The sequence below is a fragment of the Planomonospora parontospora genome (assembly GCA_014647935.1).
In the GTDB taxonomy this organism is placed as follows: domain Bacteria; phylum Actinomycetota; class Actinomycetes; order Streptosporangiales; family Streptosporangiaceae; genus Planomonospora; species Planomonospora parontospora.
Window position 1 is genome coordinate 62,747 of the sequence record BMQD01000021.1, and the last position, 26,351, is coordinate 89,097.

Genomic DNA, 26,351 nt, shown 5'->3' on the forward strand with positions numbered 1-26,351 from the left:
GCCGTCCAGGACACGCACAGTCAGGCCGGGGACGGGGCGCCGGAGGAAGCGGGCCCCGTCCCCGGGCGGAGCGGGGTGCTACGGCGTGTGCAGCCAGGCCGCCGTGTCCGGGAGGAGCAGGTGGCCCTCCACCGGGGCGCTGCCGATCAGGACCCGGTCGTGCGGCGGGAGCGGCACCGGCTCCGAACCGCAGTTGACGACGCACGTCAGCGGGCCGCGGGCGAAGAAGAGCGCGTCCTCGGGGGAGTCCAGCCAGGTGACCAGGTCGGGGAGCGTGCCGCGCAGCGACCGCCGGGCCCGCAGCGCCTGCCGGTAGAAGGCGAGCGTCGAACCGGGGTCGTTCGACTGGCGCTCGGCCGTCAGCGCGGCCCACTCCGCCGGCTGGGGAAGCCACGGCGCCACACCCTCGGGGGAGAACCCGTACGGCTCGGCGACACCGGACCACGGGAGGGGGACTCGGCAGCCGTCCCGGCCGGGGAGCGTGCCCTCCGAGCGGATGAAGATGGGATCCTGCCGGACCCCGGGGGGAAGATCCGTCACCTCCGGGAGGCCGAGCTCCTCCCCCTGGTAGAGATATGCCGACCCGGGCAGGGCGAGCATGGCCAGGAGCGCGGCCCGTCCCCGGGCGAGCCCGGTGGTCGAGGCGGGCAGCCCCTCGCCGTAGCGGGTGACGTGGCGGACCACGTCGTGGTTGGAGAGCACCCAGGTGTGCGCCTCCCCCGTGGCCAGGGTGTCGTCGATGACCTTGCGGAACGCCGTGGCCGACCAGGGTGCCTGCAGCCAGGCGAAGTTGAAGCTCTGGTGCAGCTCGTCCGGGCGGACGTAGAGCGCGAGGTCCTCGGCGGAGTCGGTCCACACCTCCCCGACTGCCATCCGCTCGCCCCCGTAGGAGTCGAGCACCTTGCGCCACTCCCGGTAGACCTCGTGGACCTCCGGGCGGCTCCAGATGGGCGACTCGGACTTGAACGCCTGGCCCTCGGGCGGGGTGTCGGGCAGTCCTTCGGCCTTGTACAGGCCCATCGCCACGTCGATCCTGAACCCGTCCACCTCCCGGTCCAGCCAGAACCGCAGCACGTCGAGGAACTCGGCGTGCACCTCGGGGTTGCGCCAGTTGAAGTCCGGCTGGGCGGAGTCGAACAGGTGCAGGTACCACTGCCCGTCGGGGAGCCGGGTCCAGGCCGGGCCGCTGAAGGTCGACTGCCAGTTGTTGGGCGGCAGCTCCCCGCCGTCCCGGAAGACGTAGCGGTCGCGGCCCTCGCCGCGCAGCGCCGCCTGGAACCACGGATGTTCCGAGGAGCTGTGGTTGGGCACGATGTCCACGAGCACCCGCAGGCCGAGCCGGTGGGCCTCGGCCGTCATCGCGTCGAAGTCGTCCAGGGTGCCGAACAGCGGGTCCACGTCCCTGTAGTCGGCCACGTCGTAGCCGCCGTCGGCCATGGGGGAGCGGTAGAAGGGGGTCAGCCAGATCGCGTCCACGCCGAGCTCGGCGAGGTACGGCAGGCGCTGCCGGACGCCGGCCAGGTCGCCGACGCCGTCTCCCGAGGCGTCGGCGAAGCTGCGAACGTAGATCTCATAGACGACGGCATCACGCCACCAGGGGATTTCCATGTGTGGGGGTTGCCCCGGCCCGGCGGCCTTTATGCGTCGGGCGCGTCACGCGTCGGGTGCGTTGACCATGCTGTGCGCCGCGTAGACGAGGTAGTCCCACAGGCGCTTCTCCAGCTCCTCGGGGAGCTCCAGGGAGAGCACGGCGTCGTGCATGTGCCGCAGCCACGCGTCCCGCTCGGCGCTCCCGATCACGAACGGGTTGTGCCGCATCCTCAGCCGGGGATGGCCGCGCCGCTCGCTGTAGGTGCCCGGCCCGCCCCAGTACTGGATCAGGAACAGGCTCAGCCGGTCCTCGGCCCCCGCCAGGTCCTCCGCGGGGTACATCGGCCACAGCAGCGGGTCGTCCACGACCCCCTCGTAGAAGCGGCGGACGAGACGGCGGAAGGTCTCCTCACCGCCGACGGCGTCGTAGAACGACTGGGATTCCTCGGTGGTACCTGACACGGTTTCAGCCTAAGGGGTCATCCGGCGGGCATCGCCCGCCGCGAGCGGGTCTGCGCGGCGGGATGCTTCCCCGCTCGCCGCGGACGGAGCGACCGGTGCGGGCGGGCCCGCCCCGCCGCGCGGGTCAGCCGGCGATCGTGATGGACGCCCGGTCCAGGGCGGCCTTCACCCGCAGGCGGATCTCCCGGGCGACCTCCGCCTGGCGGGACGGGATCGTCTTGGCGCTGATCCGGAAGACCACGGCGGTGTCGGAGATCTGCTCGATCCCCCAGACCTGCGGCTCCTCGACGATGACGGAGTCGCGGAAGGCGGGGTCCTCCCACATCTCCCCGGCCACCTGGGAGAGGATCTCGCGGACGGCGGGCACCTCGGCGCTGTAGGCGACCGGGACGTCGACGGTCGCGCGGGACCAGCCCTGGGACTCGTTCCCGACCCGGGTGATGGTGCCGTTGCGGACGTACCAGACGCGGCCGTCGGCGTCGCGCAGGCGGGTGATGCGCAGCGTGACGGCCTCCACGGTGCCGATCGCGGGACCCGCGTCGATCACGTCGCCCACGCCGTACTGGTCCTCCAGGAGCATGAACATGCCCGCGATGAAGTCCTTGACGAGCTCCTGGGCACCGAAACCGAGGGCCACGCCGATGATGCCGACGCTGGTCAGCAGGGGGGCGATCGGGACGGAGAGCCGCTCCAGGACGGTCAGGATCGCGGTGCCGATGATGACGATCGAGGAGACCGAGCGCAGCACCGAGCCGATGGTCTCCGAGCGCTGCCTGCGCCGCTCCGCGGCGACCGCGTCGAGACCCTCCGGCTGCACCGTCTGCCGGCCCCGCAGCCGCCCGGCGAGCGAGGAGTTGCCCGAGGAGGCGCGCCGCACCACCCGGGTGATCAGGCGGTGGGCGACGTTGCGCAGGACGAAGGCGATCACCATGATCAGTGCGATGGCGATCAGGCCGCCGACCACGGGGGCCCAGGCCGCGGGCAGGACGGAGGACACGAGGTCGCAGACTATGTCGGCCTCGCCGCTGCTCTTGCACGCCTTGCTCAGGCCTTCGGTCATCTGCAGGGGGAGTTCCAGGACCGACGCGGGGGGTGTCGATGAGGGGTCCGGGGTCGGCGGCTGGGTGGGAGAAGGACTGGGGGACAGCAGGAACACGGAGAGGATCCCTCCCGGATCGGTTCGGTCGGCAATGGGGAAGTCATCGACGTCCCCAATATTGCCGACAGAAGCGGCCGCCGTCACATCACGCCGGGGAAGACGGGGGCGTCCGGTCCGGGGCCGCGGGGGGCGGATCCGGACGCTCCGGTGGCGTACGGCACGGACGGGGCACGCACCCGGAAGCGTGTCCCGTACCGCTACGCGGGAGGGATCTCTCCCCGATCGCCGTCCGGGAGGACCCGGACGGCGGCTCTGTGTTCCGAAGCCGGCGGGGTGCCCAGCGTCCGAGGACGCTCCGCACCGGTCACCCCGCCGGCCCGGCCGGGCCGCGGTGGGCGCGGCGGACCGGTACGGCTGCGCTCCGTGCCGGTCCGCCGCCGTGGTCAATCCCCCACCGCGGCGAGTACGCGTGCGACCTTGGTCGCGGCACCGGCGGGGTCCTCCGCCGTGTGCATCCGCTCGCCCCAGGACCACCAGTAGTACCAGTCGGGATGGCTGGGCGCGGCCTGGGCGCGGCAGGTGACGTTCTCCGCCAGGCTGGTCGCGTTCGGGTTGATCACGCGGACGAACACGCGACCCGTCTGGCTCCGCACCACGCGGGCGTGCAGCCCCCGAGCGCCCAGTTCTGACACCAATCGCTCCAGATGTGCGAAGTCGTCTCCCTGCACCTCGTCCCTCCTCCTTGGGTTCGGCCGGCACCGAATCGCATTCTTGTGATCAGGCGAATCAGTGCTGGTCGGCCAAAGATGTCTCACACCGGCGCGGCGGTCAACGGCGCGAAAACCGAGATCAGGGTGGACGTTCTCCCAAGTAGGTTGAAAGAAGCAGTCCGGGGGGAGACGATCCTTAGCCGATGGCTCTATTCGCTGGTTCCGGATGAGTCAAAGGTGGTCCATCATTCTCAGTAGGCGCAGTGCGACGCTATGGTCACACTGAGTCAGCAGGAGAGGACCGGTCAGGACATGTAAGTGTGCCAGCCCGCCCAGCTGGTCACGAGAGAGGGGCCGGTATGTCCGGCAGGCAGCACAGAGAGACAGAGCTGGCGCGGCGGATCCGAGCTCGGGGTCTGGCCGCGGGACGAGGCTCGGCGCAGATAGCCGAGGAGATCCACGAGAAGTGCGGTCCGCAGTTCGGGACCACTCGGATCAAGGGTCATCGTCTCGCGCACGGCATCGCGCTCGCCGACGTGATCGAGCAGGTCAGGGCGCTGTTCGAGCGCGACGGGAAGCCGGCGCCCGGCATCGGGGAGACGCTTCTCTCGGCCTACGAGAGCGGGCTGAAGCGGCCCGGTCCCGAATACCTCCACTATCTGTGCACCGTCTACCGGGTAGAACCGGTCGCCCTTGGATACGAGGGCCCGTGCATCTGCGGCCACGGCCACAAGATGCCCGGTGTCGTCCGAGGCGATCTCCAGGATGAGAAACCCGAAGCTTCCCCTGGGCCGCGCGAGCGGTGGATCCCACCTCAGGTCGACAGTGACCCTTCGGTGGACGGGGGCGAGGAGGACGAGAACGTGCTACGGAGAACGCTTCTGGGCCTTCTGGCCGGCGGCAGTGTCGCATTGGACGGCCAGGTGCTCGGATCGGTGGACAACATACGCAGGAGGATGGACGGCACCCTGGTGTCGGCCACGGTCTCCCCGGCGATGCTCGATCAGTGGGAGGAGGCCGCCGTCGGCTTCGGCCGGCAGTACATGAACACGCCGCCGCTCCGCCTGCTGTGCGACGTGCTGCTGGAGTTCAGCGCCGTGCGCAAGGCGATGGAGCGCCGACAGCCCGTGGACCTGCAGGAACGGCTCTGCCGGATGGCGGCGCAGCTGTCCGGCCTCAGCGGCATGATCATGATCAATCTGGGCGACCACCGGATGGCCCGGTCCTTCTTCAGGACCGGCAGGATGGCGGCGGACGAGACCGGGGACCGCGCGCTGCGGGCCTGGGTCACGGCCCGGGAGGCGCTGGTCCCGCTCTACTACGGCGACCCGCGCGAGGCGCTCAACCTCGCCAAGAAGAGCGGCGACCTGGCCGGCCAGACCCCGTGCGCGGCCCAGGCAATGGCGCCGGTGGTCGAGGCCCGGGCGCTGGCGATGCTCTCGGGTTCGGGCAAGAAGGACGTGGTCGACCAGGCCAAGCGGGCGCTGTCCCGGGCCCGGGCGGCGTTCTCCCAGATGACCGCCGACCAGAAGGAGGACGCGGCCTTCGGCTACACCGAGCGCCAGCTCTACTTCCACCAGGGGGACGCCCTGGTCAGGCTGGGCCAGGCGATGGAGGCCGACCTCATCCTCGAGCAGGCGCTCACCAAGTACGGCCCCTCCGACTGGCTCGATCCCACATTGATCAGGCTTGACCGGGCCAGGTGCAAGCTGATGGAGGGCGACGTCGAGGAGGCGCTCACGATCGCCCAGGCGACGATCGAAGGCCTGGGCGACGGGTGCAGGCCGGACATCCTCATGCAGCGTGCGCAGGAGGTGGCGAGGGCGGTCGAGGCCAAGGCCCCCGGCCATCCCCGCCTCAAGTCATATCTGGAGGCGCTGCGCACCGCCTCGGTGACCGAGCTCGAAGTGCCGACTGCATGAGCCTCAGGATCAGGCGCTACCGCTGGTCCGACCTCGAGGCCGTCTGCGCGCTGCACCAGATCTGCCTCGCGCAGGTCGGCCTCGCCCCCGGAGACGGCGTCTGGTACGACGACGACTTCCCGCGGATCAACGAGGTCTACCTCGCCGACCGGGGGGAGTTCCTGGTGGGGGAGATCGGCGGCCGCGTGGCGGCGATGGGCGGGCTGCGCCGGATCGACGACGAAACGGCCGAGATGTGCCGGTTACGGGTGCATCCGGAGTTCCAGCGGCGGGGATACGGCGCCCAAGTGGTCCTCTCCCTGGAGGCCCGGGCGGTCGAGCTGGGCTATGTCCGGCTCCTCTGCGACACCACGCTGAACCAGCATGCTGCGATCGGGCTCTATCGCAAGTACGGCTGGCGTGAGATCCGCAGGGAGGAGCGCGGGGGATACGTCGTGCTGTATTGGGAAAAAGATCTGAAAGACACGATGTCCGTCCTGCCTAAATAATGCCAATGCTGTACTGATCCGTTTTTCGTCATTGCGATTCCAGGGGATGCCGGAATACTTACTCTTCGTACCCATGTCGATTTTTTGGGGGGTGCGATGAAAAGGATCATCGTGCACAAGCCCGGCGTCGCCCGACTGAGCGGTGCCGCGAGCGCTGCGCACGTGGGCTGAGAAGGGCGCCTGCACCGGCCGGAACGCCCCGGCGCCCGCCCGGGTGTCCCACCTCCTGCCGGGCGGGCGCCGGTGGCCGTCGCATGGCCGCGTCTCCCGTCGGTGGCCGTCACGTGGCCGGGTCTCCCGCCGCCCGTCCCGTGCCGGAAGGCCAGCCCCTCCGCTCCCCTTCCGATGAGACCACCCGGATGCACCGGTGATCCGCATGCCGGGGTCCGGGTCGTCGACGAGCCCTGGAACCGGGTCGCGTGGGAGCCGGACTCCTGTCCGAGATGAAGGGGGAGTCCTGCCGGCGGTGAAGAGGAGCGCTCCCCGGAGGGGTGGAGAGAACCACTCCCGGGGGAGTCGTCCTCCCCCTCCGGAAGGGAATGCCTCCCCGGTCGACTGCGGGATGGACCTGCGGCCGTACCGCCCCGGGTGGAGGATCCTCTCCCGTCGGGGTGGTCCTCTACCTCCTGGTTGAGGATCTTTCCTCCCGTCGCCCGGTTCGTGCCGTGACGGTCGAGCTGCGAGGGGGGCGACTCCTCGCGGAGTCATCACTCGTGACGGGGGCGGCTCTTGCTTTGTGCTGAACGATCGTTTAGTTTATTAAACATGCGTTCAGCACGAGACGATCGTACCGCCAGGGCCGTCATCCGGGACCGGGCACTGGAGCTGTTCGCGGCGCAGGGGCCCGCTTCGGTGACGGTCCGCCAGATCGCCTCGGCGGCGGAGGTCTCACCCGGCCTCGTCATCCATCACTTCGGTTCGAAGGACGGGCTCCGCGCCGCGGTGGACGACCACGTGGCGTCGGTGTTCGACGGCCTGTTCGCCGGAGCGGCAAGGGGTGAGCTCGACCTGTCCGACGGAGCGTCCATGGCGGAGGTGCTCCTGGCCGAGCTTCCGCCCGATTCGCCGGTCCCCGCCTACCTGCGCCGGCTGCTGCTGTCCGGCGATCCCGCCGGGACCGCCGTGTTCCGCCGGTGGTTCGCGGCCAGCAGGGCGATGACCGGGAAGCTCGTCGAGCGCGGGGTCCTCGCCCCGGGCCGGGACCCGGAGGTCCGTACGGCCTTCCTCATGGTCAACGACCTGGTGCTGCTGCTCCTGCGCGACCAGCTCGCCGACGTCCTCGGCGTCGACCCGCTCGCTCCCGAGGGGGCGAGCAGGTGGGCGGAGGAGGTGCTGAGCGTCTACCGGGACGGTCTGTTCGGCAATGGAGAGGAGACGTCATGAGGGTCCTGATCTGCGGCGCGGGAATCGCCGGGCTCACCCTGGGATGGTGGTTGCGGCGGGCCGGAGCCGAGGTGACGCTCGTCGAGCGGTCGGCAGGGCCGCGCGACGACGGCTACATGATCGATTTCTTCGGGGCCGGTTACGACGTGGCCGAGCGGATGGGCATCCTCGCCGAACTGCACGGAGTCTCCGCCGACATCACCGAGATCGTCTACCTCGACGGGCACGGCAGGCGGGCCGGCGGCCTGAGCTACGACTCCGCCAGGGCGATGGCCGGCGGGCGCGTGCTGAGCATCATGCGCGGCGAGCTGGAGAGGATCCTGCGGTCGTCGCTGGACCCCGGCGCCGAGATCCGGTACGGCACCAGCGTCACCGCGATCCGGGACGTCCCCGGCGGAGTGGACGTCGAGCTGACCGACGGGAGCGTCCACCGCGCCGACCTCCTGGTGGGCGCCGACGGCCTGCACTCCGTGGTCCGGCGGCTGGTCTTCGGTCCGGAGGAGCGCTACCTGCGCCTGCTCGGCTACCACACGGCCTCCTACCTGGTCCGGGACGCCGAACTGGCGGAGGAGGTGGGCAGGAGGGCCCTCCTGGTGGGCGTGCCGGACCGGCAGGCGGGGATCTACCCGACGCGGGACGGAGACCTCGCCGCGTGGCTGGTCCACGCCTCACCGGGGACGGCCCTGCCCGCCGACACCCGGGCGGAGATCACGTCCCGCTACCGGGGGATGGGCGGCCTGGTGGACCGGGTGCTGGCGCACTGCCCGGAGGATCCCTACTACGACCAGGTTGCCCAGATCGGGATGCCCGGCTGGACCCGGGGGCGGGTCACCCTGCTCGGCGACGCCGCCCACGCGGTCTCGCTCATGGCGGGCCAGGGGTCGTCGATGGCGATGGCGGGGGCGCACCTGCTCTCCACCGAGTTGCTCGGCGCCGGCGTCGAGGCGGCGCTGGAGCGCTACGAGCGCCGGATGCGCCCGTTCGTCCTGGGCAAGCAGAGAAGCGGCCGCGGGGCCGCCCGCTGGATGGTCCCGCACCAGGCCTGGCGGATAACACTGCGCAACCGCCTGTTCGGCCTCGCGGACCTGCCCGGCGGCACCGCCGTCATGGGCCGCGCTTTCAGGCGGCTGAGCGCCGGCGTCTGAGCGCCGGCGTCCGGGCCGGGTCATCCCAGCAGCGTGAGCCGGGAGACGATCTCCGGTAGGCCGGGTGGGTCCACCGCGTCCGGCAGGCCGGGCATCTCCTCGAGGAGGAACCAGCCCGACCCGAGATGGGCGGCGTCCTCCTCCGCGGTGAGCCGGCCGGGACGCACCTGCGGGGCGCGGTCGAACCTGGCCAGGTAGAACCGCTCGGTCTTGACGTAGCGGACGCCGAGCCAGGTGAAGTCCCGGCGCACCGGCAGCCACCTGTCCAGCACCGCCGCACCGGGCAGGCCGGTCTCCTCCGCCAGTTCCCTGCGGGCGGCCTCCAGCGGGGTCTCACCCGGATCGATCCCGCCGCCCGGCGGCTCCCACAGGGCCTGCCCGCTCACCGCGTCGCGCCAGTGCATCAGCAGCACCCGGCCGGACCCGTCCACGCAGATCACCCGCGCCGCGGGCCGATCGCTCACCTCCGCCATCGCTCAGCGCTTCATCGCGCCGTCGGCGATGGCATCGGCGGCGTCGCCGATGGCGCTCGCAACGACCTCCAGGCGGCGTACCAGCTCACGCTCCTTCATGGTCTCGGAGGTTATCTCGCCGGAGAAGATCTGGGCGATCTCGTACTGGTACATGCGCTGGAGGGCGCCGCTGGCCTTCTTCACCTCCAGCGCGTCACCGGTGACCGCCGAGGGCCGGGACGCCAGGTCGTGGACGGCGGTCTCCAGGGCCTCGATCCCGGTGATCACCTGGTCCAGCATGGGCGCGAAGCGCCGCTGCTCGCGCACCCGGTAGAGGTGCGACTCGCGGACGAAGTCCCGCAGGGAGTCCAGGACGTCGTCGATCGAGCGGGACAGCCGGAACATGTCCTCCCGGTCGATCGGGGTGATCAGGGCGCCGGAGAGCTCCTCCACCAGGCGAGCGCGCTCGGTGTCGCCCCGGTGCTCGATCTCCCGCATCGCCTCGTGCGCGTGGGCCCTGCGGATGTCACCGCCGATCATGGACACGGCCAGCCAGGCCCCCTGCTTGGTCGCCTCCAGCTGCCCGATCAGCGCGTCGGTGAGCGCGCTGTCCATGTGGCCGGTCATCAGGTCCCGGATGCGGCGTAACCGTTTCAAGCGACCACCCCTCTGACGATGAGCGCCGCCGCCGCGGCGAGCAGGCCGCTCACCGGCAGCGTCAGCATCCAGGCTAGAACGATCTTCAGTGTGGCGTGCCAGCGCACCCGGCCGGCGCTCCCGGTCATCCCGGCTCCGATCAGGGCGCCGGCGATGGTCTGGGTCATGCTCACCGGCGCGCCGAGCGCGGCGCAGCCGAGCACCGCGGTGCCGCTGGCCAGCTCGGCGGTCACCCCGTGCAGCGGCCGCGAGGCGATGATCTCCCGGCTGAGCGTACGGCCGGCCCGCGGCAGGCCGTACACGGAGCCGGCCCCGAACATCCCGGCCATCGCGACGCAGGTGGGCAGATGCGCTTCCGAGAAGCCCTGGGCCAGCATGAAGACGGCCAGCATCTTCTGGCCGTCGTTGGCCGCGTACGCCAGGCACTGCAGGGTGAACCCGGCCCGGTGCCACCGCCGCAGCAGCCGGGTGTGCCCCAGTCGCGACAGCGCGCGGCGCACCGGGACCGCCAGCAGCGCGCCGACGAAGGGCGCCGCCAGCGCGACGGCGAGGACGAACAGCACCGTCCGCGGGGAGACCGGGACTCCCCAGCCCAGACCGGCCCCGGTGAGGGCGCCGACGATGGCGAGGGTCAGGCTGGTGGGCCGGCCCCGGTTGCTCAGGACCATGACGACGGCCAGCGCGGACAGGACCGCGACGGACATGACGATCCGCCCGGCGGGGCCGCCCACGACCGTCAGGCGGGTGGCGAAGGTGGTCGCCACCCGGTGGGTCACCAGGGGGACCAGCGCGACCGCGGTCATCATCATGAGCACGCCGGTCACCGGCCGGATGCTGGGGATCTTGAGGCCGGTCGCGAGCAGCGCGCCGCCGTCGTTGACCCCCGTGACGATCGCGAACAGCGCCGCGAGCGCCGTCAGCGCGGCGAGGTCCACGGTTCCCACCCCACGTCAGCCGTCTGGGCCTCCGGCTTCTCGCGTGCGGGTCCCGTACGCGGGCTGCGTGTCTGCGTCGGTGTCGTCTCCGTCCGTGCCTCGGGGGTGATCCGTCACCGGACATAGATACCCGGAGGCCGCGGAACATAGCACCCGGATGCGGGACGGCCGGCGCCGGCCCGGCCGCGGAGCGACGGGGAGGCCCGCCTTGGCGGCGGACCCGGGTAACCTCGTTCCCGCGGCCGCCGGGACGGACCGGTGCCGGCCGGACGCGGAGAACGCGGCCGCCGGCCGGACCCGGTCCCAGGGCGCCCGAACGATCCGACCCGCGCGAAGGTGGAGGCCATGAGTGCTGCCGAGTACGTCCTGACGCTGTCCTGCCCGGACCGCCCCGGGGTCGTCGCCGCCGTCTCCGGGATGCTCGCCGGGTACGGGTGCAACATCACCGAGAGCCAGCAGTTCGGCGACCGGGACAGCGAGCGGTTCTTCATGCGGGTGCAGTTCTCCGCGCCGGTGCCCGAGGACGAGCTGCGCGCCGCCCTGGCCGCGCTGGCACCCGAGTTCGGCATGGAGGTCAACCTGCGCGCCGCGGCGGTCAGGCCGCGCGTGCTCATCATGGTCAGCAAGTTCGACCACTGCCTGAACGACCTGCTGCACCGGGTCCGCTCCGGCCTGCTCGACATCGAGATCGTCGCGGTCGTCTCCAACCACCCCGACCTGCGCCCGCTCACCCAGTCGCACGGCGTCGACTACCACCACCTGCCGGTCGCCCCGGAGACCAAGGCGAGGCAGGAGGCGGAGGTTCTGACGCTGGTCGAGCACTACCAGGCGGATCTGGTGGTGCTCGCCCGTTACATGCAGGTGCTCTCGCAGGACCTCTGCGAGAAGCTGGCCGGGCGGGCGATCAACATCCACCACTCCTTCCTGCCGTCGTTCAAGGGCGCCAAGCCGTACCACCAGGCGCACGCCCGCGGGGTGAAACTGATCGGGGCCACCGCCCACTACGTGACGTCGGACCTGGACGAGGGGCCGATCATCGAGCAGGAGGTGGCCCGGGTCAACCACAGCCACTCCCCGGAGGACCTGGTCGCCATCGGCCGGGACGTGGAGTGCCTCGTGCTGGCCAGGGCGGTCAAGTGGCACGCCGAGCAGCGCGTGCTGCTCGACGGCCACAAGACGATCGTCTTCCCCCGCTAGGGCCGTCGCGCCGGACCGCACTCCGGGCCGAGGGCCCCGCCGCGGAGGACGGGCACCGGGTGAGGTCAGGGCCGGTACGTCCCGAAGTACCACTGGCAGCCCTCGGGGTCCTTGCAGGCGTACTCCCGCGAGCCGTAGGGCCGGTCGGTCAGCGGGGAGGTGATCTCCGCCCCGGCGGACACCGCGCGGTCGTGGTGGGCGTCCGGGTCCTCGACGGCCACGTAGACCCCCTGGCCGCCGGGCTCCCCGGCACCCAGCATGATCATTCCGGTGCCGGCGGTCAGTTCGGCGTGCGTGATCGTGCCGTCGCCGTCCGTGGAGACGTCCCCCGCCTCGAACCCGAACGCTTTGCCGAGCCACTCGATCGCCGCCGCCGGATCGCGGTAGCGGACCAGTGGATATACCGTTCGCATGATCGTTCCTCCTTCTCCGCGGTCGTCTGCGCGGTCCTGCCAGTGTGCAGAGAGGGGACGCCGCGGGGCTTGGAAGAATCTGACCTGGAGGCGGAACTCAGCCCGGGACGATCGCCCGCCCCGCGGTCCAGGACCTGACCAGCTCGCCGGGGCTGGCCCCGGCCATCGTCCGGAAGTCGCGGTTCATGTGCGCCTGGTCGTAGTAACCGCAGGCCGCGGCGGTGTCCGCGGGGCGGGCGCCGCCGCGCAGGCGGTCCAGGGCGTGCTCGAAGCGGAGCACCCGGGCGGCGGCTTTGGGCGTGAGGCCGATCTGGTCGCGGAAGCGGGCGACGAGGTGCCGGTGGCTCCAGCCGAGCTCGCGGGCCAGTGCCGCGACGCCCGCCGCGCCGCCGGTGGCCACGAGCCGGCTCCACGCCCAGCCGACCCGGGGGTCCGGGTCGGGGGCCGTATGGATCCGCCGGACGAGCAGTCCGTCCAGGAGCGCCAGGCGGGCGTGCCGGTCACCTGCTCCGGCCAGCCGCTCCACCGCGGTGCCCGCCCACGGACCGAGCGCCTCCTCCAGCGGGATCACCCGGTTGGCCAGCTCGCTCAGCGGGATCCCCAGCAGCCGCCGCGCTCCCGCCGGGGTCAGGTCGACCTGCACGCCCTCCGCCGCACCGGTCGTGACGGTGTCGACGTAGGTCTCGTGGAGGCCGCCGGTGAAGGACGCCAGCCTCCGGGCCCCGCCGGGACCGTCCAGGCCGAGCGGTGCGCCGAAGCCGAAGATCAGCACGATGCCGGCGAACGGCGGCTGCCGACGCTCGAGGGGGGTGTCGTAGCGCTCGGAGTAGGCCGAAAGCTGCCTGACGTACGGCTGCAGGGCGGGGCTCGGCTCGGCTGCGGCGTAGGTCAGGCCGCCGGTCGTCACGACTTCTTCCACCCCTCGACGGTAACCGCCGGTGCCGACGGTTTCCCGCCGGAACCGAGGGCGGTCCCCGCCCGTCCCGGCGGGCGGGGAATCGGCTCCGGACGGCCGGGACGGGCGGGGAGCCCTCAGGCGGTCAGGCCGGTGTGGTGGGCCAGGAAGGTGAGCTGGTCGGCGGCGAGGTCGACGGTCTTGCTGACCGCGCGGGCGCCGTGACCGGTCTCGGCCTCGTTGCGCAGCAGGACCGGCCGGTCGGCCGCCTGGGCGTGCTGGAGGGCCGCGCACATCTTCCAGGCGTGCAGCGGGTGGACCCGGGTGTCGGACTGGAAGACGGTGAACAGCGTCGCCGGGTAGGAGACGCCCTCGCGGACCCGGTGGTACGGGGAGTAGGACCAGAGCCAGGCGAACTCGTCGGGCTTCTCGGCCGAGCCGTACTCCACGTTCCAGGTCGCGCCGAGGCCGAAGAGCTCGTAGCGGACCATGTCGAGCAGCGGGGCCGAGCAGGCCACCGCGGCGTAGAGGTCGGGACGCTGGGTGAGGGCCGCGCCGACCAGGAGGCCGCCGTTGGAGCCGCCGGAGATGGCCAGCCGGTCGGGGGTCGTGACGCCGCCGGCGATCAGGTGCTCGGCCGCCGCGTGCAGGTCGTCGAAGACGTTCTGCTTGCCGGCGAGCATCCCGGCGCGGTGCCAGTCCTCCCCCTGCTCGCCTCCGCCGCGCAGCTGGGCGATGGCGTAGGTGCCGCCCGCCTCCACCCAGGTCAGGATCGAGGCCGAGTAACCCGGGGTCATCGAGATGCCGAAGCCGCCGTAGCCGTACAGGATCGTGGGGCGAGGGCCCTCGGCGCCGGGCGGGGAGATCACCAGCATGTGGACCTCGGTGCCGTCGGCCGAGCGGTAGACGACCTGCTCGGTGGTGACCGCGGGCACCTCGACGGCGCCGGGGGAGGCGGCCCAGAGGGAGGTCTCACCGGTGCGGGCGTCGTAGCGCTGGACGGTGGGCGGCGTGGTGTTGTCGGTGTAGCCGAACCAGGCCTCGTGGCCGCCCTCCGGCCGCTCGCTGATGCCGCCGATCGTGCCCAGCCCGGGGGTGGGCACCTCGCCGGTCCGCTCACCGGTGGCCAGGTCGTGCACGGAGATCTCACTGATCGCGTGGCGGGTCCAGCCGGCCAGCATGACCGGCCGGTCGAGGTCGTCGAGGATCGCGAAGTCCGAGAGCACGGCCTCGGGGTCCTGCGGGATCAGGTCGCGCCAGTGCTCGGCCTGCGGCGTTGTGGGGTCGGTGACGCAGATCCGCCCGCGGGGGGCGTCGCGGTCGGTGAAGACGTAGAGCAGGCCGTCGCGGCCGAAGTGCAGGCCGGTCTGGGCGTCGACGCCCTCCTGGACGACGACGAGCTCCGGAGCCTCGGAGGAGGAGGCCTCCAGGTCGGCGGTCCACAGGTCGTTGCGGGGAGCGGTGCCCCGGGAGGCGGAGATCTGCAGCCACCGGCCGTCGCGCGACACCCCGACGCCGTAGTAGTTGGTCTTCTCCATGCCGTGCCCGAAGATCAGCACGTCCTCCTCGGTGGAGGTGCCGACCCGGTGCAGGTAGACGCGGCGGTGGTACTGCTCCTCGCCTGCGGGGACCTCCGTGGCGGGCAGCCTGCGCACGTAGTAGAACGCCTCGCCGCCGGGCAGCCAGGCGATGGGGGAGTAGCGGCACCGGTCGATCGGACCCTCGATGCGGGTCCCGGTCGCGACATCCATGAGATAGAGGCTGGACTCCTCGTCGCCGCCCACCGAGATCTGGTAGGCGAGCAGGCGGCCCTCCTTGTCGGGCTGCCAGGCGTCCAGCGTGGTCAGCCCGGTCGGGTCCAGCGCCATCGGGTCGAGCAGCGCCCGCTCGGCGCCGGAGGAGTCCGCGGTGTACAGCACGGAGTGCTCCTGCTCCGGGGTGCGGCGCATGAAGAAGTGCCGCTCGCCCCGCCAGACCGGGGCGCCCACCGAACCGGACCTCAGCAGCTCGGCGACCCGGGCCTTGAACCGCTCCCGCCCCGGGAGCTCCCCCATCTCGGCGGTGAAGAGCCTCTCCTGGTCGGCCAGCCACGCGGCGGTGGCCGGCTCGTCGGGGTCCTCCAGCCAGCGGTAGGGGTCGGGGACGGGGGTGCCGTGCAGGTCCTCGACGACGTCGTCACGGCGGGCGGGCGGGTACGGCTGTCGCGTCATGGCTGGAACCCTACGACCTCCGGCGGACAACGGGACACCGCTTGCGCGCCAGGCGTACCGAACGAGCTTCGGAGGAGTGAAGAACAGGTAATGGGGGCATAAAAGCACCAGGAGTCCCTCCAGTCGTTTATGAGTGGCGGGCACACCGGTCCAGAAGTCAAACTTGGTCCAGGACGGTGCCGTGGTGACCATCCGCTGGGCCGTCCGGCGGAGGTCCTCGTGACGGAAGCGCCCGGGCCCCAAGAGGGGCCGCCAACCGGGGCACGCGACGGCGTGCCCCCCGAGACGACGCGACGCACGGCGGGAGAGGCCCGCTGATGCGCCAGGTCCTTCTGCTCAACGCCACTTTCGAACCCCTGACCACCCTCCCCATGCACCGCGCCGTGGTGCTGGTGCTGCGGGAGAAGGCGGACGTCGTGCACCGCGACGGGCGGGGCGCCGTGCTCCGCTCGGCGAGCCGCACGGTCGACGTGCCGTCGGTGATCAGGCTTCGTCGTTACGTCCGCATCCCCTACCGGTCGCGGATCCCGCTGACCAGGACCGCGCTGATGCGCCGGGACGACTACCGGTGCGCCTACTGCGGCCAGCGGGCCGACACCATCGACCACGTGATCCCCCGCTCGCGCGGCGGCCCCCACACGTGGGAGAACTGCGTGGCCTCGTGCACGACGTGCAACCACCGCAAGGCCGACAGGCTGCTGGAGGAGCTGGGCTGGACGCTGAACGTCGCCCCGGTGGTGCCGCGCGGCGTGCACTGGCGGCTGATCGGCGCGCACGTCGTCGGTGACCCCCAGTGGGCTCCGTACCTCGCGGAGAACGCGGCCTGAGATCAGCCCCGTATCCGCTCGCCCCGGCGAGGTCCTTGTCGGCACAATCGGTGCATGGCATGGATCTTCACCTCCGACGTCGAGGTGTTCGCCGGGGCGGCGGAGCCGTGGCTGCTCCGCGACCCGGTCCGCAACACCGTCCCGCTCACCGTCCTGCGCGCGATCCGCGTCGGCGTCCACAGCGGGGACGTGCTGCTGGCCTGGCTGGAGGAGGACGGCCGGACCGTCGCCGCGGCGCTCCAGACGCCGCCGCGCGGGCTGCTCCTGCCCGACCTCCCCGCCTCCTCCGTGCCGTCCCTGGCCGCCGCGCTGATCGAGGCCGAGCGGGAGGTCCCCGAGGTCCAGGGGCCGCTGGCACAGGCGGAGGCGTTCGCCGCCTCCTGGTGGCGGCCTGTGGCCCGGCGCGTCCCCGAGCGCCTCTACCGGCTGGAGATCGTGACCCCGCCCCGGCGCCCGGTCCCCGGGGCCGCCCGTACGGCGGGCACCGGTGACCGTGAGCTTCTGGCGGCCTGGTTCGCCGACTTCCACCTCGAGGCGCTGGGGGAGCGGGCGGCGGGCGAGATGCTGCCGGTGGTCTCCAGCCGGATCGGCCGGGAGGAGCTGATCCTGTGGGAGGACGGCGGGCGTCCCGTCGCGTGCGCGGCCTTCTCCGTGCCGATCGCCTCGATGTCGCGGATCGGCCCGGTCTACACGCCGCCGGAGTTCCGTGGCCGGGGATACGGCGAGGCGGTCACGCGCGCGGTGACCCGCGAGGCGCTGGACGCCGGCGCCATCGAGGTGCTGCTCTTCGCCGATCTGGGCAACCCGGTCTCCAACTCCGTCTACCAGGCGATCGGCTACCGGGCGATCGCCGACTACGCCGCGATCGCATTCGGGTGAGGGCACCGTCGCGCCGGATTCCGTGACGTCTCCGCGACGACCGGGTCACGACTGCTCCGGGAAGGGGGAGGAACCCGGCGGCCTGAGTAATCTGGTGGCATGCCTCGCTACGATTTCCGCTGCCGCGCCTGCGGCTCCACCTTCGAGCTCTCGCGCCCGATGGCCAAGTCCGACGAACCCGCGCTCTGCCCCGAGGGACACGAGGACACCGTCCGGCTGCTGTCCACGGTCGCCATGACCGGCGGCGCCGCCGCCCCCAGGCCCGCCGGTGGTGGCGGTTGCTGCGGTGGTGGTTGCTGCGGCTGACCCCGGCCGGAGTCTCCGGGAAGCGGCGTCCAGGTCGCGGATCCGCACGGGAGAACGCCGCCCTGCGCTCGCGGGGCGGCGTTCCGGCGTCTCAGGGGCGCACGGCGCGGCGCTTCAGCGGATGTGCCCGAGGGGGATCACACCGCTTGCGGAGGGTCACGCCGCGCGCTTGCCCTGGAAGGGCAGGAAGCGCTCGGCCGGATGCGGCCGGGCGGGGACGAAGGTGGGCTCCGTGGCGATGATCCGGTCGAACCGGAAGGCCCGGATCGCACCGCGCATGCGGCACATGCCCACGAGGTACCAGTGCTCGCGGTGGACCATGCAGGTCACGGGGTCGACGTCACGGACGGTGATCCGGCCGGAGACGTCCCGGTAGTGCAGGCGGATCACGAGCCGGGACGTGATCGCGCTCGCGATGGTCCTGGCCCGGTCGGCGACGGCGGAGGGGAGCGGCTCGGTCAGGGTGGCGAGGGTGGCTGCGGTGACGTCGTCGTCGAGCTCCAGGTGCTCGAAGGCGTGGCGGAGGCCGTGCCGGGCGGCGGCGGCCTGCGGGCCCGACCCCAGGTGTGCCAGGGACAGGGCGAGGGCGGCGATCTCGGCGGTCGTCAGCGGGCTGGCTGGGGGCTTCATGACGGTAGCCATACCCACAGAATACGGACGAGCGCCGACATTTTTCGAACAGAGTTACCGGCTTCAGGACTATAACCCAAGGGAAAGCCCGGCATGCCGCCGCGGATTCGCCGTCCGGATGCCCGTCATGGAGACTGGCAGGATTCGCCGTCCGTATGTCCGTCATGGGAGAGCCCGGCCGGGTGCACCGTCCGGGTCGTCCGATGGCGTGCCCGGAGGCGCGCGGGGCCGTACTCCGGGCGGGACCGTACCCGGCGTGCCCGGAGACGTGCCGGGGCCGTCCCCGGGCGCGGCCGTACCCGGGACGCGCAGGACCGCCTGCGGACGGTCCTGCGCGGATGCGCCTACCGGGAGAGCTGGGACAGGTCGCGCGAGGCGCCGGTGGAGGCCGAGGTGGTCAGCGCGGCGTAGGCCTGGAGCGCGGCCGTCACCGGGCGGTGGCGGTCACGGGGGCGGTAGCCGCCCAGGTCGGCCAGGAGCCGCTCGCGCCGGGCGGCCAGCTCCTGCTCCGGCACCTTCAGCTCGATCGAGCGGCCCGGGATGTCGATCTCGACGAGGTCGCCGTCCTCGACCAGGGCGATGGTCCCGCCCTCGGCCGCCTCCGGGGACGCGTGGCCGATGGACAGGCCGCTGGTGCCGCCGGAGAAGCGGCCGTCGGTGATCAGCGCGCAGGCCTTGCCCAGCCCCTTGCCCTTCAGGAACGAGGTCGGGTAGAGCATCTCCTGCATGCCGGGCCCGCCCTTGGGCCCCTCGTAGCGGATGACGACGACGTCGCCCTCCTTGACGCGGTTGTTCAGGATGCCCTCGACCGCGTCCTCCTGCGACTCGAAGACCACCGCGGGCCCGGAGAAGCGCCAGATAGACTCGTCGACCCCGGCGGTCTTGACGATGCACCCCTCGGCGGCGATGTTGCCGTAGAGCACGGCCAGGCCGCCGTCGCGGGTGTAGGCGTGCTCGATGTCGCGCACGCAGCCGCCCTCGCGGTCGAGGTCGAGGGAGTCCCAGCGGGCCTCCTGGGAGTACGGCTTGACGGTTCGGATGTTGCCGGGGGCGGCGTGCCACAGCTCCCGCGCCTCGGGCAGGGCGCCGGCCGACTTCGGGTCCCAGGCGTCGAGGTAGTCGCCCAGCGTGCCGCCGTTGACGGTGGGCACGTCGCGGTGGAGCAGCCCGCCCCGGTCGAGCTCGCCCAGGATGGCGGGGATGCCGCCGGCCCGGTGCACGTCCTCGATGTGGTATTTGTCCGTGGCCGGGGCGACCTTGCACAGGCACGGCACCCGCAGCGAGATCTCGTTGATCTCCTTCAGGCCGAAGTCCACCTGGGCCTCGCGGGCCGCGGCGAGGATGTGCAGGATCGTGTTGGTCGATCCGCCCATCGCCACGTCCAGCGTCATGGCGTTCTCGAACGCCTCCTTGGTGGCGATGCTGCGCGGCAGGACGCTCTCGTCGTCCTGCTCGTAGTAGCGGCGGGTGATCTCCACCAGCTGCCGGCCGGCATCCTGGAACAGCTTCTTGCGGGCCTTGTGGGTGGCCAGGATCGTGCCGTTGCCCGGAAGCGCCAGGCCGATGGCCTCGGCGAGGCAGTTCATCGAGTTGGCGGTGAACATCCCGCTGCACGAGCCGCAGGTCGGGCAGGCGTTCTCCTCCATCTCCAGCAGCTCGGCGTCGGAGACGTCCTCGTTGGCGGCGGCGATCATCGGGTCGATCAGGTCGAGCTTCCGGCCCGCCGTCTTGCCGGCCTCCATCGGGCCGCCGGAGACGAAGACCGTGGGGATGTTGAGCCGGAACGCGGCCAGCAGCATGCCCGGGGTGATCTTGTCGCAGTTGGAGACGCAGATCAGCGCGTCCGCGCAGTGGGCGTTGACCATGTACTCGACCGCGTCGGCGATGAGCTCGCGGCTGGGCAGCGAGTAGAGCATGCCGCCGTGGCCCATGGCGATGCCGTCGTCGACCGCGATCGTGTTGAACTCCCGCGGGATCGCCCCGGCCTCGCGGATCGCGCCGGCGACGACGTCGCCGACCTCGCGCAGGTGGACGTGCCCGGGGACGAACTGGGTGAAGCTGTTGGCCACGGCGATGATCGGTTTGCCGAAGTCGCCGCCGTCCACGCCCGTCGCCCGGAGCAGGGCCCGGGCTCCGGCCATGTTCCTGCCGTGAGTGACCGTACGAGACCTGAGGGCCGGCATGACGCTTCTCCCATCATCGACGCTGAGTCTTCAAATGGTACGGCCAGCGCCCGCCTGGTGAGACCCGCGGTCCATGTTGCGGACGTCCCCCGCGATGTCCAGGGCGGACGCCCGGAACGCGTCCGGCGCGGCGGCGGCGGCGACGAAGGGACGCCGAAGAGACGCCGAAGAGACGTGGAACGCCCGGCGGCGGGGGCCACCGGGCGTCCGGGACGGGGAACGGGTCAGCTCTCGGGATAGCGGGAGGGCAGGACCCGCTCGGCGATCTCGTAGATCTTCCGGATCTCGGCGTCGGTGAGCGAGCGCTCCCGCTTGGTGATCCACTTACGGACCCGCGAGCCGTCGAACACGTCGACCTCGCGGACGGTGAGGACCTTCCACGGGACGGGCGGCCCGTAGATCGCGAGAGAGGGGACGATGACGACCTCGCGGCCGAGGGCCTTGCCGATCAGCTCGGCGGCCCGGCTCGCCTCCCAGCGGGCCTCGTCCAGGCGCTTCTTCTGGTCGAACGGGCCGTGGAACAGCTTGCGGTGGGACTGCACCCGCACCGGGAGCCGCTTGTCCCACTTTTCGGAGTCGACGGCGTAGACCCCCGTGGGGCCGATGACCAGATGGTCGATCTGGGCCTCGCTGTCCGGGATCGCGCGGGCGTGCAGGGTGCGGTAGCCGCTGCGCTCCAGCCGTTTCAGCTGCGCCTCGGTGCGCCGCTCGGCGACCGAGGCGCGCCGCCAGGCGGGCACGGTCGAGTGCGAGCGGGCGCGCACCACCGTGTCGGCGATCGCGGCCAGCACGGCGGCGGTCACCCCCCAGCGCCAGCCGGCGAGCAGGAAGCCCCCCGCCACTCCCGCGACGACCGCGATCAGCAGCCGGCGGCGGAGCGGACGGTAGCGGGGATGGCCGAGCAGGCCGCGCAGGGAGGCCCGCTCGGCGGTCGGCGCGTACGTAGACGCGGGCGCGACGGGCCGAGCCGCCGGCCTCTCCTCGGCCCGGCGATCACCGACCCGGAGCGGTGACGTGCTGTTACCGTCTTCTGGCACATGACCGGAGTCCACGTGACTCACGGTAGCCGAAGTTCCAAGAGGGTGCCTAGTAGTCCCCAACTCACACTTTTGTGACCACGGTCACCCGCATGAGGGTGCACCGCAGCGGGTATCCATACGTTTCCTCTCTAGAGAACCCCCGTCCGCCCCGAGGCCCCGTCTCCGCCGGATCTCAGCAGTCCGACCAGGTGGACGGTGATGTCCTCCAGCAGCGTCGAGACGGTCACCGGGGCGGCGGCGACGGCGGAGAAGAGGCTGGGCAGCCCCGGCAGCGGAAATCCGTCCTCCCGCCCGGCCGCGCCGCCCACCTCGTTCTTGGCCAGCAGGACCCGGCTGCGCTCCCAGGCCTCGAGGACCTCCTCGGGCGAGGGCACGCCGAACCCGTGGCCCACCGGTGCCGCGTGGCGGAGCCGTACCAGCGGGGTCTCGGCGAAGGCCAGCGCCACCCGTGAGCGCAGGGCGAGGTCCTCGCGCGGGCCCGGGGCCACCCAGTCCATCGCGGTGCAGGGGCTGCGGCAGTCGGACACGCAGGTGGCCAGCGCGCCGGCGACCTGGCTGTGCTGGCGGTCGAAGTAGGCCCGCCAGCCCTCGGCGGGTTCCACGGCCACCCGCAGGGTCCGGTTGGCGGCCGACTGCTCGGACTTGGTGTGGTCGCACTCGCGGTCGCCGATCACGCCGAACCTGCTGCCGGGCGAGCTCAGCCCGGCGGGCCAGCGGACCGGGTCGCCCGCGTGGCCGAGCACCGACTCGAAGGCGAGCATCGGGAGGTACTCGCTGGCGATGTGCAGGGCGGCCACCATGGGGCTGAGCTCGCGCCGCTCCCAGCGGATCGCGATCACCTCCAGCAGCAGCCCGTAGGCCGGGCGCAGCGACTCCAGCGCGCCGCGCGGCTGCTCCCTGGGGGTCTGCGGCATGGTGCACGCCCGCGCGCGCCGCCGCAGGGCCGGGGGCACCCGCCGGGCCTCGGCGGCGAAGTCCTCGGCGTCGAGGGAGAGCAATCGGTGCCCGAACTCGCACACCGCGGCGACCTCGGGATCGTCGGTTAGGGCCTCGAGGTCGGCGAACGCGTGCCGCCTGGCGAGCGCGACGAGCAGGTCCTGTACCGAATCCATCAGCGGACGGCCTCGCTTTTCCCGGCGCCGGCGGTTCGCGGAACCGCCGGCGCCGTCTCGGGGAGCGCGGCGGCGCCCCCGGCGTACGGAGTGTGCAGCGTGCGCGGAGCCCGGTGCGCCCGGCGCGGGGGCACCGCGGCGCCCCGCCGTCCGGAGCATTCGGAGCGTCCGGAGCCGGAACGCGACGGCGCCCCCGCCGTTTCCCGCGGGGGCGCCTGCCGGTCCGGTCCCTCAGGCCGACGCGTCCCTGGCCTGGGCCCGCAGAGCGCGGCGGACGCCGTCGGCGCCCTCCAGGAGCAGGCGCCTGAGCGCGTGCGGCGGGTTGCTCTCCTCGATCAGCCGCTCGGTCCTGGCGACGGTCTCCGGGGAGACGGCCAGGGCCGGGTAGCAGCCGTTGGCGAAGTTCTGGGCGCTGTCGGAGGTCCAGGACTTCCAGATCCGGCCGATCTCGGCGAAGTACCGGTCGGCGTACGGCTCCAGCAGCTCGGGGTGGCGCGGGTCCATGAAGCCGCCGACCGTCGAGCGGAGCAGCGCGCCGCTCAACCCGCCCTCGGTGATCGCGTTCCAGGCGCCGGCCTTGCCCTCGGCGGTCGGGAGGGCGGCGCGGGCCAGGGCGGCGGCGCGCTCGCCGGTCGCGGTGGGGTCGCGCAGCAGCTCCTCGGCGATGTCGGCGTCACCGAGCACGCCGCCGGAGACCAGGGCCTGGGTGAGGGTCCAGCGCAGGTCCGTGTCGACGGTCAGGCCCTCCAGGACGACCGTGCCGTCCAGCAGGCCCTTCAGGAACGCCATGTCGTCGGCGGAGACGGCCGTGGCGGCCAGCGCGTTGAGGTAGGCCAGCTGGTGGTCCGAGCCGGGCTCCGCCACGGCGACGAGGGAGCGCAGCGCCGAGGCCAGCAGGGCCAGGCCCTCGGCGCGCCAGGCGGGGTCGGCGTACTGCTGGACGGCCAGGCGGGCCTGGCGCAGCACGGTCTGGACGACGGTGATGTCCTCGACCGAGGCGATGCCGGAGGCGACCAGCGCCACGTAGTCGCGGGTGGCCATCTCGGCGTCGCGGGTCATGTCCCAGGCCGCCGACCAGCACAGCGCCCGGGGCAGCGAACCCGAGGGCCCGGCGAACTTCGCGATGCCGCCGGAGACCAGCGTGCGCAGCGAGCGCTCGTCCAGCCGGACCTTGGCGTAGGTCAGGTCGTCGTCGTTGATCAGCACCAGGTCCGGCTGGACCTCGCCGACCAGCTCGGCCACGGCCGTGCGCGCGCCGACCACGTCGAGCTCGACCCGCTTGACGCGGACGAGGGCGTCACCGGAGTAGGAGTACAGGCCGATGGCGACGCGGTGCGAGCGCAGCGTCGGGTAGTCGGCCGGAGCCTCCTGCAGCACCTCGAAGCTCGTGAAGCGGCCCGCCTCGTCGACCTCGAAGGCCGGGCGCAGCGTGTTGACCCAGGAGGTCTCCAGCCACTCCTTGGACCACTCCGACAGGTTGCGGCCGCTGGTGCGCTCCAGCGCGCGCAGCAGGTCGGAGAGCTCGGTGTTGCCCCAGGCGTGCTCGTTGAAGTAGTCGCGCACGCCCGCCAGGAAGTTGTCCAGGCCGACGTAGGCGACGAGCTGCTTGAGGACCGAGGCGCCCTTGGCGTAGGTGATGCCGTCGAAGTTGACCTCGACCGCGTGCATGTCGACGATGTCGGCGGCGATCGGGTGGGTGGAGGGCAGCTGGTCCTGGCGGTAGGCCCAGGCCTTCTCCACGTTGGCGAAGGTCGTCCAGGCGCCCTGGCCCCAGCGGGTGGCCTCGGCCTGGCAGAGCACCGAGGCGTAGGTGGCGAAGGACTCGTTCAGCCACAGGTCGTCCCACCAGCGCATGGTGACCAGGTCGCCGAACCACATGTGCGCCATCTCGTGCAGGATCGTCTCGGCGCGGCGCTCGATGACGGCGTCGGTGACGCGGGAGCGGAAGACGTAGTCCTCCAGGAACGTCACGCAGCCGGCGTTCTCCATCGCGCCGGCGTTGAACTCCGGCACGAAGAGCTGGTCGTACTTGCCGAAGGGGTAGCGCAGGCCGAACACCTTGTGGAAGAAGTCGAAGCCCTGCCGGGTGACCTCGAAGATGTTGTCGGCGTCCAGGTGCTCGGCGAGCGAGGCCCGGCAGTACAGGCCCAGCGGGATGCCGTCGTGCTCGGAGGTCACCTTGTGGTACGGCCCGGCGCACAGCGCGGTGATGTAGGTGCTCATCACCGGGGTGGGCGGGAAGTGCCAGCGCTTGGACGCCTGCAGGGCCCCGTGCCTGCCGCGGTGCTCGGGGAGGTCCTCGATCCCGTCGGGCGCCGCGTTGGAGATCACCTCCCAGTGGGAGGGTGCGAGCACGGTCAGCTCGAAGGTCGCCTTCAGGTCGGGCTGGTCGAAGCAGGCGTACATCCGGTGGGCGTCGGCCGTCTCGAACTGGCTGTGCAGGTAGACGCTCTTGTCGACCGGGTCGACGAAACGGTGCAGGCCCTCGCCGGTGCGCATGTAGGAGCAGTCGGCGTCGATCCGCAGCTCGTTGCTCTCGGCCAGGCCCGGCAGGGGGAGCCGGCCGGTCTCGAGGTCGTAGGTGCTCACGTCGAGCTCGGCGCCGTTCAGGACGGCCTTGCGCACCTTGGCCCCGGCCAGGTCGATGAACGTCTCAGCGCCGGCCCGGGTGCTGGTGAAGCGGACCGTGGTGACGCTCTCGAAGCGCTCCTCACCCTCGGTCAGGTCGAGCTCCACCGCATACGACTGCACGCTGAGCAGCCGTGCGCGCTCGCGGGCCTCGTCACGGGTCAGATTGCCTGCCACTACCGCTCCCTCGTCGCAACTTCCTCCGCTCCGTTGCTGGAGGACTGTTCTGAATCCTGCCACGAGGGGCGGGGAATCGTCGCCTGGAAGATCGGATGACGGCCCGGCCTCCTCTCCGGAGGGTGGAGAAGATCCCCGGCGCGATCGCCCGCGGGCGGAATACGACCTCTCGCGCGAGGGGTTGTCCCGTGGAGGAACATCCTTTTGAGGAGAGAGCTGACCGATGACCGAGCGCACACCGGTGGACCTCTGGTTCGACCCCTTCTGCCCCTTCGCGTGGATGACCTCGCGCTGGCTGCTGGAGGTGGAGAAGGTGCGGCCGATCGAGCCGCGCTGGCACATCATGAGCCTGTACGTCCTCAACGAGGACAAGGACGTCCCCGAGGACTACCGCGAGATGATCGGCAAGGCCCTCGGCCCGGCCCGGGTGGTCACCGCGGTGCAGGAGAAGCACGACTCCGAGACGGTCGGCCGGCTCTACACCGAGCTGGGCGTCCGCTTCCACAACGAGGGCAGGGTCAAGCAGCTCGACACCCTCCGCGAGACCGTGGAGGAGGCGCTCGAGGCGGCGGGCCTGGACCGCGCGTTCGCCGACGCGATGGACTCCGACGCCTACGACGCGGCACTGCGCGCCTCGCACGCCGACGGCATCGACCGGGTCGGCCAGGAGGTCGGCACCCCGGTGATCGCGGTCGGCGACGTCGCGTTCTTCGGTCCGGTCATCTCGCCCGCGCCCAAGGGCGAGGAGGCGGGCAGGCTCTGGGACGGCGTCCGGCTGGTCGCCGGCTTCGACGGCTTCTTCGAGTTGAAGCGCTCCCGCACCCGGCCGCCGATCTTCGACTGACGCACCCGGATGTCGATCTCCGGCTGAGCCGGTGGGCCGCGCGGCCGGGGAACCGGCCGCGCGTGCGACGGGAGCCGCACTCCCTCGTGCCGTGACGGCGCATGGCGGGAGCCGTGCCGCTCTCACGTGCGACGGAACGCGACAGGAGCCGTGCCGTCCGTACGTGC

The 26,351-nt window shown here is 72.0% G+C and carries 24 protein-coding genes; 9 read left to right on the forward strand and 15 right to left on the reverse strand.

The window, feature by feature from the left end:
* Nucleotides 1–78: 78 nt before the first annotated feature.
* From IEZ07_RS27305 to IEZ07_RS27320, 4 genes are all read right to left on the reverse strand, one after another.
* Nucleotides 79–1,608 carry a glycoside hydrolase family 13 protein gene (locus tag IEZ07_RS27305; RefSeq protein WP_191897383.1) on the reverse strand — a complete coding sequence of 510 codons (1,530 nt, stop codon included), beginning with the start codon at nucleotides 1,606–1,608 and terminating at the stop codon, nucleotides 79–81.
* Nucleotides 1,609–1,653: 45 nt separating this feature from the next.
* Nucleotides 1,654–2,052, reverse strand: coding sequence for a globin (locus IEZ07_RS27310; protein ID WP_191897384.1), 399 nt, complete (start codon nucleotides 2,050–2,052; stop codon nucleotides 1,654–1,656).
* A gap of 124 nt (nucleotides 2,053–2,176) precedes the next feature.
* Entirely contained in the window at nucleotides 2,177–3,208 is a 1,032-nt protein-coding gene (locus IEZ07_RS27315) for a mechanosensitive ion channel family protein (protein ID WP_301549355.1), read from the reverse strand.
* A gap of 386 nt (nucleotides 3,209–3,594) precedes the next feature.
* Entirely contained in the window at nucleotides 3,595–3,843 is a 249-nt protein-coding gene (locus IEZ07_RS27320) for a hypothetical protein (protein WP_231647630.1), read from the reverse strand.
* Nucleotides 3,844–4,220: 377 nt separating this feature from the next.
* Between IEZ07_RS27320 and IEZ07_RS27325 the strand changes: the two genes are divergently transcribed.
* The 4 genes from IEZ07_RS27325 to IEZ07_RS27340 all read left to right on the forward strand — a co-directional run bounded on the left by IEZ07_RS27325 (nucleotide 4,221) and on the right by IEZ07_RS27340 (nucleotide 8,799).
* On the forward strand, nucleotides 4,221–5,783 hold the full coding sequence (locus IEZ07_RS27325; protein ID WP_191897385.1) for an NsdA family TPR-like regulatory protein: 1,563 nt from the start codon (nucleotides 4,221–4,223) through the stop codon (nucleotides 5,781–5,783).
* Nucleotides 5,780–6,271, forward strand: a complete 492-nt coding sequence (locus IEZ07_RS27330; RefSeq protein WP_068903628.1) for a GNAT family N-acetyltransferase — start codon at nucleotides 5,780–5,782, stop codon at nucleotides 6,269–6,271. The genes IEZ07_RS27325 and IEZ07_RS27330 overlap by 4 nt, the downstream gene beginning before the upstream one ends.
* 765 nt (nucleotides 6,272–7,036) lie before the next feature.
* A complete protein-coding gene (locus IEZ07_RS27335; protein ID WP_191897386.1) occupies nucleotides 7,037–7,654 on the forward strand; it encodes a TetR/AcrR family transcriptional regulator in 618 nt (205 codons plus the stop codon).
* Nucleotides 7,651–8,799, forward strand: a complete 1,149-nt coding sequence (locus IEZ07_RS27340; protein ID WP_191897387.1) for an FAD-dependent monooxygenase — start codon at nucleotides 7,651–7,653, stop codon at nucleotides 8,797–8,799. The genes IEZ07_RS27335 and IEZ07_RS27340 overlap by 4 nt, the downstream gene beginning before the upstream one ends.
* A 20-nt stretch (nucleotides 8,800–8,819) precedes the next feature.
* Here IEZ07_RS27340 and IEZ07_RS27345 read toward each other — a convergent pair whose 3' ends face one another.
* The 3 genes from IEZ07_RS27345 to IEZ07_RS27355 are packed head-to-tail and all read right to left on the reverse strand — an operon-like array spanning nucleotide 8,820 to nucleotide 10,852.
* Nucleotides 8,820–9,263, reverse strand: a complete 444-nt coding sequence (locus tag IEZ07_RS27345; RefSeq protein ID WP_275413866.1) for an NUDIX hydrolase — start codon at nucleotides 9,261–9,263, stop codon at nucleotides 8,820–8,822.
* A gap of 12 nt (nucleotides 9,264–9,275) precedes the next feature.
* Nucleotides 9,276–9,908: a DUF47 domain-containing protein gene (locus IEZ07_RS27350; protein WP_191897389.1), complete on the reverse strand. Its 633-nt coding sequence runs from the start codon at nucleotides 9,906–9,908 to the stop codon at nucleotides 9,276–9,278.
* Nucleotides 9,905–10,852 carry an inorganic phosphate transporter gene (locus tag IEZ07_RS27355; RefSeq protein WP_239320731.1) on the reverse strand — a complete coding sequence of 316 codons (948 nt, stop codon included), beginning with the start codon at nucleotides 10,850–10,852 and terminating at the stop codon, nucleotides 9,905–9,907. Before IEZ07_RS27355 ends, IEZ07_RS27350 begins: the two co-directional genes overlap by 4 nt.
* A gap of 336 nt (nucleotides 10,853–11,188) precedes the next feature.
* On the opposite strand from IEZ07_RS27355, the gene purU reads away from it, so the two are divergent.
* Nucleotides 11,189–12,040 carry a formyltetrahydrofolate deformylase gene (gene purU, locus IEZ07_RS27360; protein WP_191897390.1) on the forward strand — a complete coding sequence of 284 codons (852 nt, stop codon included), beginning with the start codon at nucleotides 11,189–11,191 and terminating at the stop codon, nucleotides 12,038–12,040.
* A gap of 65 nt (nucleotides 12,041–12,105) precedes the next feature.
* Here purU and IEZ07_RS27365 read toward each other — a convergent pair whose 3' ends face one another.
* From IEZ07_RS27365 to IEZ07_RS27375, 3 genes are all read right to left on the reverse strand, one after another.
* Nucleotides 12,106–12,453 carry a VOC family protein gene (locus tag IEZ07_RS27365; RefSeq protein WP_191897391.1) on the reverse strand — a complete coding sequence of 116 codons (348 nt, stop codon included), beginning with the start codon at nucleotides 12,451–12,453 and terminating at the stop codon, nucleotides 12,106–12,108.
* A 97-nt stretch (nucleotides 12,454–12,550) separates the two neighbouring features.
* Nucleotides 12,551–13,372, reverse strand: coding sequence for an AraC family transcriptional regulator (locus tag IEZ07_RS27370; RefSeq protein WP_191897392.1), 822 nt, complete (start codon nucleotides 13,370–13,372; stop codon nucleotides 12,551–12,553).
* Between the two features lie 113 nt (nucleotides 13,373–13,485).
* Nucleotides 13,486–15,558 carry a prolyl oligopeptidase family serine peptidase gene (locus IEZ07_RS27375; protein ID WP_191897393.1) on the reverse strand — a complete coding sequence of 691 codons (2,073 nt, stop codon included), beginning with the start codon at nucleotides 15,556–15,558 and terminating at the stop codon, nucleotides 13,486–13,488.
* Nucleotides 15,559–15,875: 317 nt separating this feature from the next.
* Here IEZ07_RS27375 and IEZ07_RS27380 point away from each other — a divergent pair, with 317 nt between their 5' ends.
* From IEZ07_RS27380 to IEZ07_RS27390, 3 genes are all read left to right on the forward strand, one after another.
* The gene (locus IEZ07_RS27380) at nucleotides 15,876–16,385 is read left to right on the forward strand and encodes an HNH endonuclease (RefSeq protein ID WP_068903643.1); all 510 of its coding nucleotides are present in this window, start codon (nucleotides 15,876–15,878) and stop codon (nucleotides 16,383–16,385) included.
* A 54-nt stretch (nucleotides 16,386–16,439) separates the two neighbouring features.
* Entirely contained in the window at nucleotides 16,440–17,264 is an 825-nt protein-coding gene (locus tag IEZ07_RS27385; RefSeq protein WP_191897394.1) for a GNAT family N-acetyltransferase, read from the forward strand.
* A gap of 99 nt (nucleotides 17,265–17,363) precedes the next feature.
* The gene (locus IEZ07_RS27390) at nucleotides 17,364–17,570 is read left to right on the forward strand and encodes an FmdB family zinc ribbon protein (protein WP_068903647.1); all 207 of its coding nucleotides are present in this window, start codon (nucleotides 17,364–17,366) and stop codon (nucleotides 17,568–17,570) included.
* 156 nt (nucleotides 17,571–17,726) lie between these two features.
* Here the strand turns inward: IEZ07_RS27390 and IEZ07_RS27395 are convergent, their stop codons facing one another.
* From IEZ07_RS27395 to pepN, 5 genes are all read right to left on the reverse strand, one after another.
* Nucleotides 17,727–18,212, reverse strand: a complete 486-nt coding sequence (locus IEZ07_RS27395; RefSeq protein WP_068903649.1) for a helix-turn-helix transcriptional regulator — start codon at nucleotides 18,210–18,212, stop codon at nucleotides 17,727–17,729.
* A gap of 332 nt (nucleotides 18,213–18,544) precedes the next feature.
* Entirely contained in the window at nucleotides 18,545–20,383 is a 1,839-nt protein-coding gene (ilvD, locus tag IEZ07_RS27400) for a dihydroxy-acid dehydratase (RefSeq protein WP_068903650.1), read from the reverse strand.
* Nucleotides 20,384–20,607: 224 nt separating this feature from the next.
* On the reverse strand, nucleotides 20,608–21,420 hold the full coding sequence (locus IEZ07_RS27405; protein ID WP_239320729.1) for a nuclease-related domain-containing protein: 813 nt from the start codon (nucleotides 21,418–21,420) through the stop codon (nucleotides 20,608–20,610).
* A gap of 131 nt (nucleotides 21,421–21,551) precedes the next feature.
* Entirely contained in the window at nucleotides 21,552–22,535 is a 984-nt protein-coding gene (locus IEZ07_RS27410; RefSeq protein ID WP_068903657.1) for a hypothetical protein, read from the reverse strand.
* A gap of 231 nt (nucleotides 22,536–22,766) precedes the next feature.
* Nucleotides 22,767–25,340 (reverse strand): aminopeptidase N, encoded by a 2,574-nt coding sequence (gene pepN, locus IEZ07_RS27415; RefSeq protein ID WP_191897396.1) that lies wholly within the window; start codon nucleotides 25,338–25,340, stop codon nucleotides 22,767–22,769.
* 223 nt (nucleotides 25,341–25,563) lie between these two features.
* On the opposite strand from pepN, the gene IEZ07_RS27420 reads away from it, so the two are divergent.
* Nucleotides 25,564–26,184: a mycothiol-dependent nitroreductase Rv2466c family protein gene (locus IEZ07_RS27420; protein WP_068903661.1), complete on the forward strand. Its 621-nt coding sequence runs from the start codon at nucleotides 25,564–25,566 to the stop codon at nucleotides 26,182–26,184.
* Nucleotides 26,185–26,351: the final 167 nt, after the last annotated feature.

Coding starts and splice junctions, on each gene's coding strand:
- IEZ07_RS27305 (WP_191897383.1), bottom strand. CDS start 1,608: ATGGAAATCCCCTGGTGGCGTGATGCCGTCGTCTATGAGATCTACGTT.
- IEZ07_RS27325 (WP_191897385.1), top strand. CDS start 4,221: ATGTCCGGCAGGCAGCACAGAGAGACAGAGCTGGCGCGGCGGATCCGA.
- IEZ07_RS27330 (WP_068903628.1), top strand. CDS start 5,780: ATGAGCCTCAGGATCAGGCGCTACCGCTGGTCCGACCTCGAGGCCGTC.
- IEZ07_RS27335 (WP_191897386.1), top strand. CDS start 7,037: ATGCGTTCAGCACGAGACGATCGTACCGCCAGGGCCGTCATCCGGGAC.
- IEZ07_RS27340 (WP_191897387.1), top strand. CDS start 7,651: ATGAGGGTCCTGATCTGCGGCGCGGGAATCGCCGGGCTCACCCTGGGA.
- purU (WP_191897390.1), top strand. CDS start 11,189: ATGAGTGCTGCCGAGTACGTCCTGACGCTGTCCTGCCCGGACCGCCCC.
- IEZ07_RS27365 (WP_191897391.1), bottom strand. CDS start 12,453: ATGCGAACGGTATATCCACTGGTCCGCTACCGCGATCCGGCGGCGGCG.
- IEZ07_RS27375 (WP_191897393.1), bottom strand. CDS start 15,558: ATGACGCGACAGCCGTACCCGCCCGCCCGCCGTGACGACGTCGTCGAG.
- IEZ07_RS27380 (WP_068903643.1), top strand. CDS start 15,876: ATGCGCCAGGTCCTTCTGCTCAACGCCACTTTCGAACCCCTGACCACC.
- IEZ07_RS27385 (WP_191897394.1), top strand. CDS start 16,440: ATGGCATGGATCTTCACCTCCGACGTCGAGGTGTTCGCCGGGGCGGCG.
- IEZ07_RS27390 (WP_068903647.1), top strand. CDS start 17,364: ATGCCTCGCTACGATTTCCGCTGCCGCGCCTGCGGCTCCACCTTCGAG.
- IEZ07_RS27395 (WP_068903649.1), bottom strand. CDS start 18,212: ATGGCTACCGTCATGAAGCCCCCAGCCAGCCCGCTGACGACCGCCGAG.
- ilvD (WP_068903650.1), bottom strand. CDS start 20,383: ATGCCGGCCCTCAGGTCTCGTACGGTCACTCACGGCAGGAACATGGCC.
- IEZ07_RS27410 (WP_068903657.1), bottom strand. CDS start 22,535: ATGGATTCGGTACAGGACCTGCTCGTCGCGCTCGCCAGGCGGCACGCG.
- IEZ07_RS27420 (WP_068903661.1), top strand. CDS start 25,564: ATGACCGAGCGCACACCGGTGGACCTCTGGTTCGACCCCTTCTGCCCC.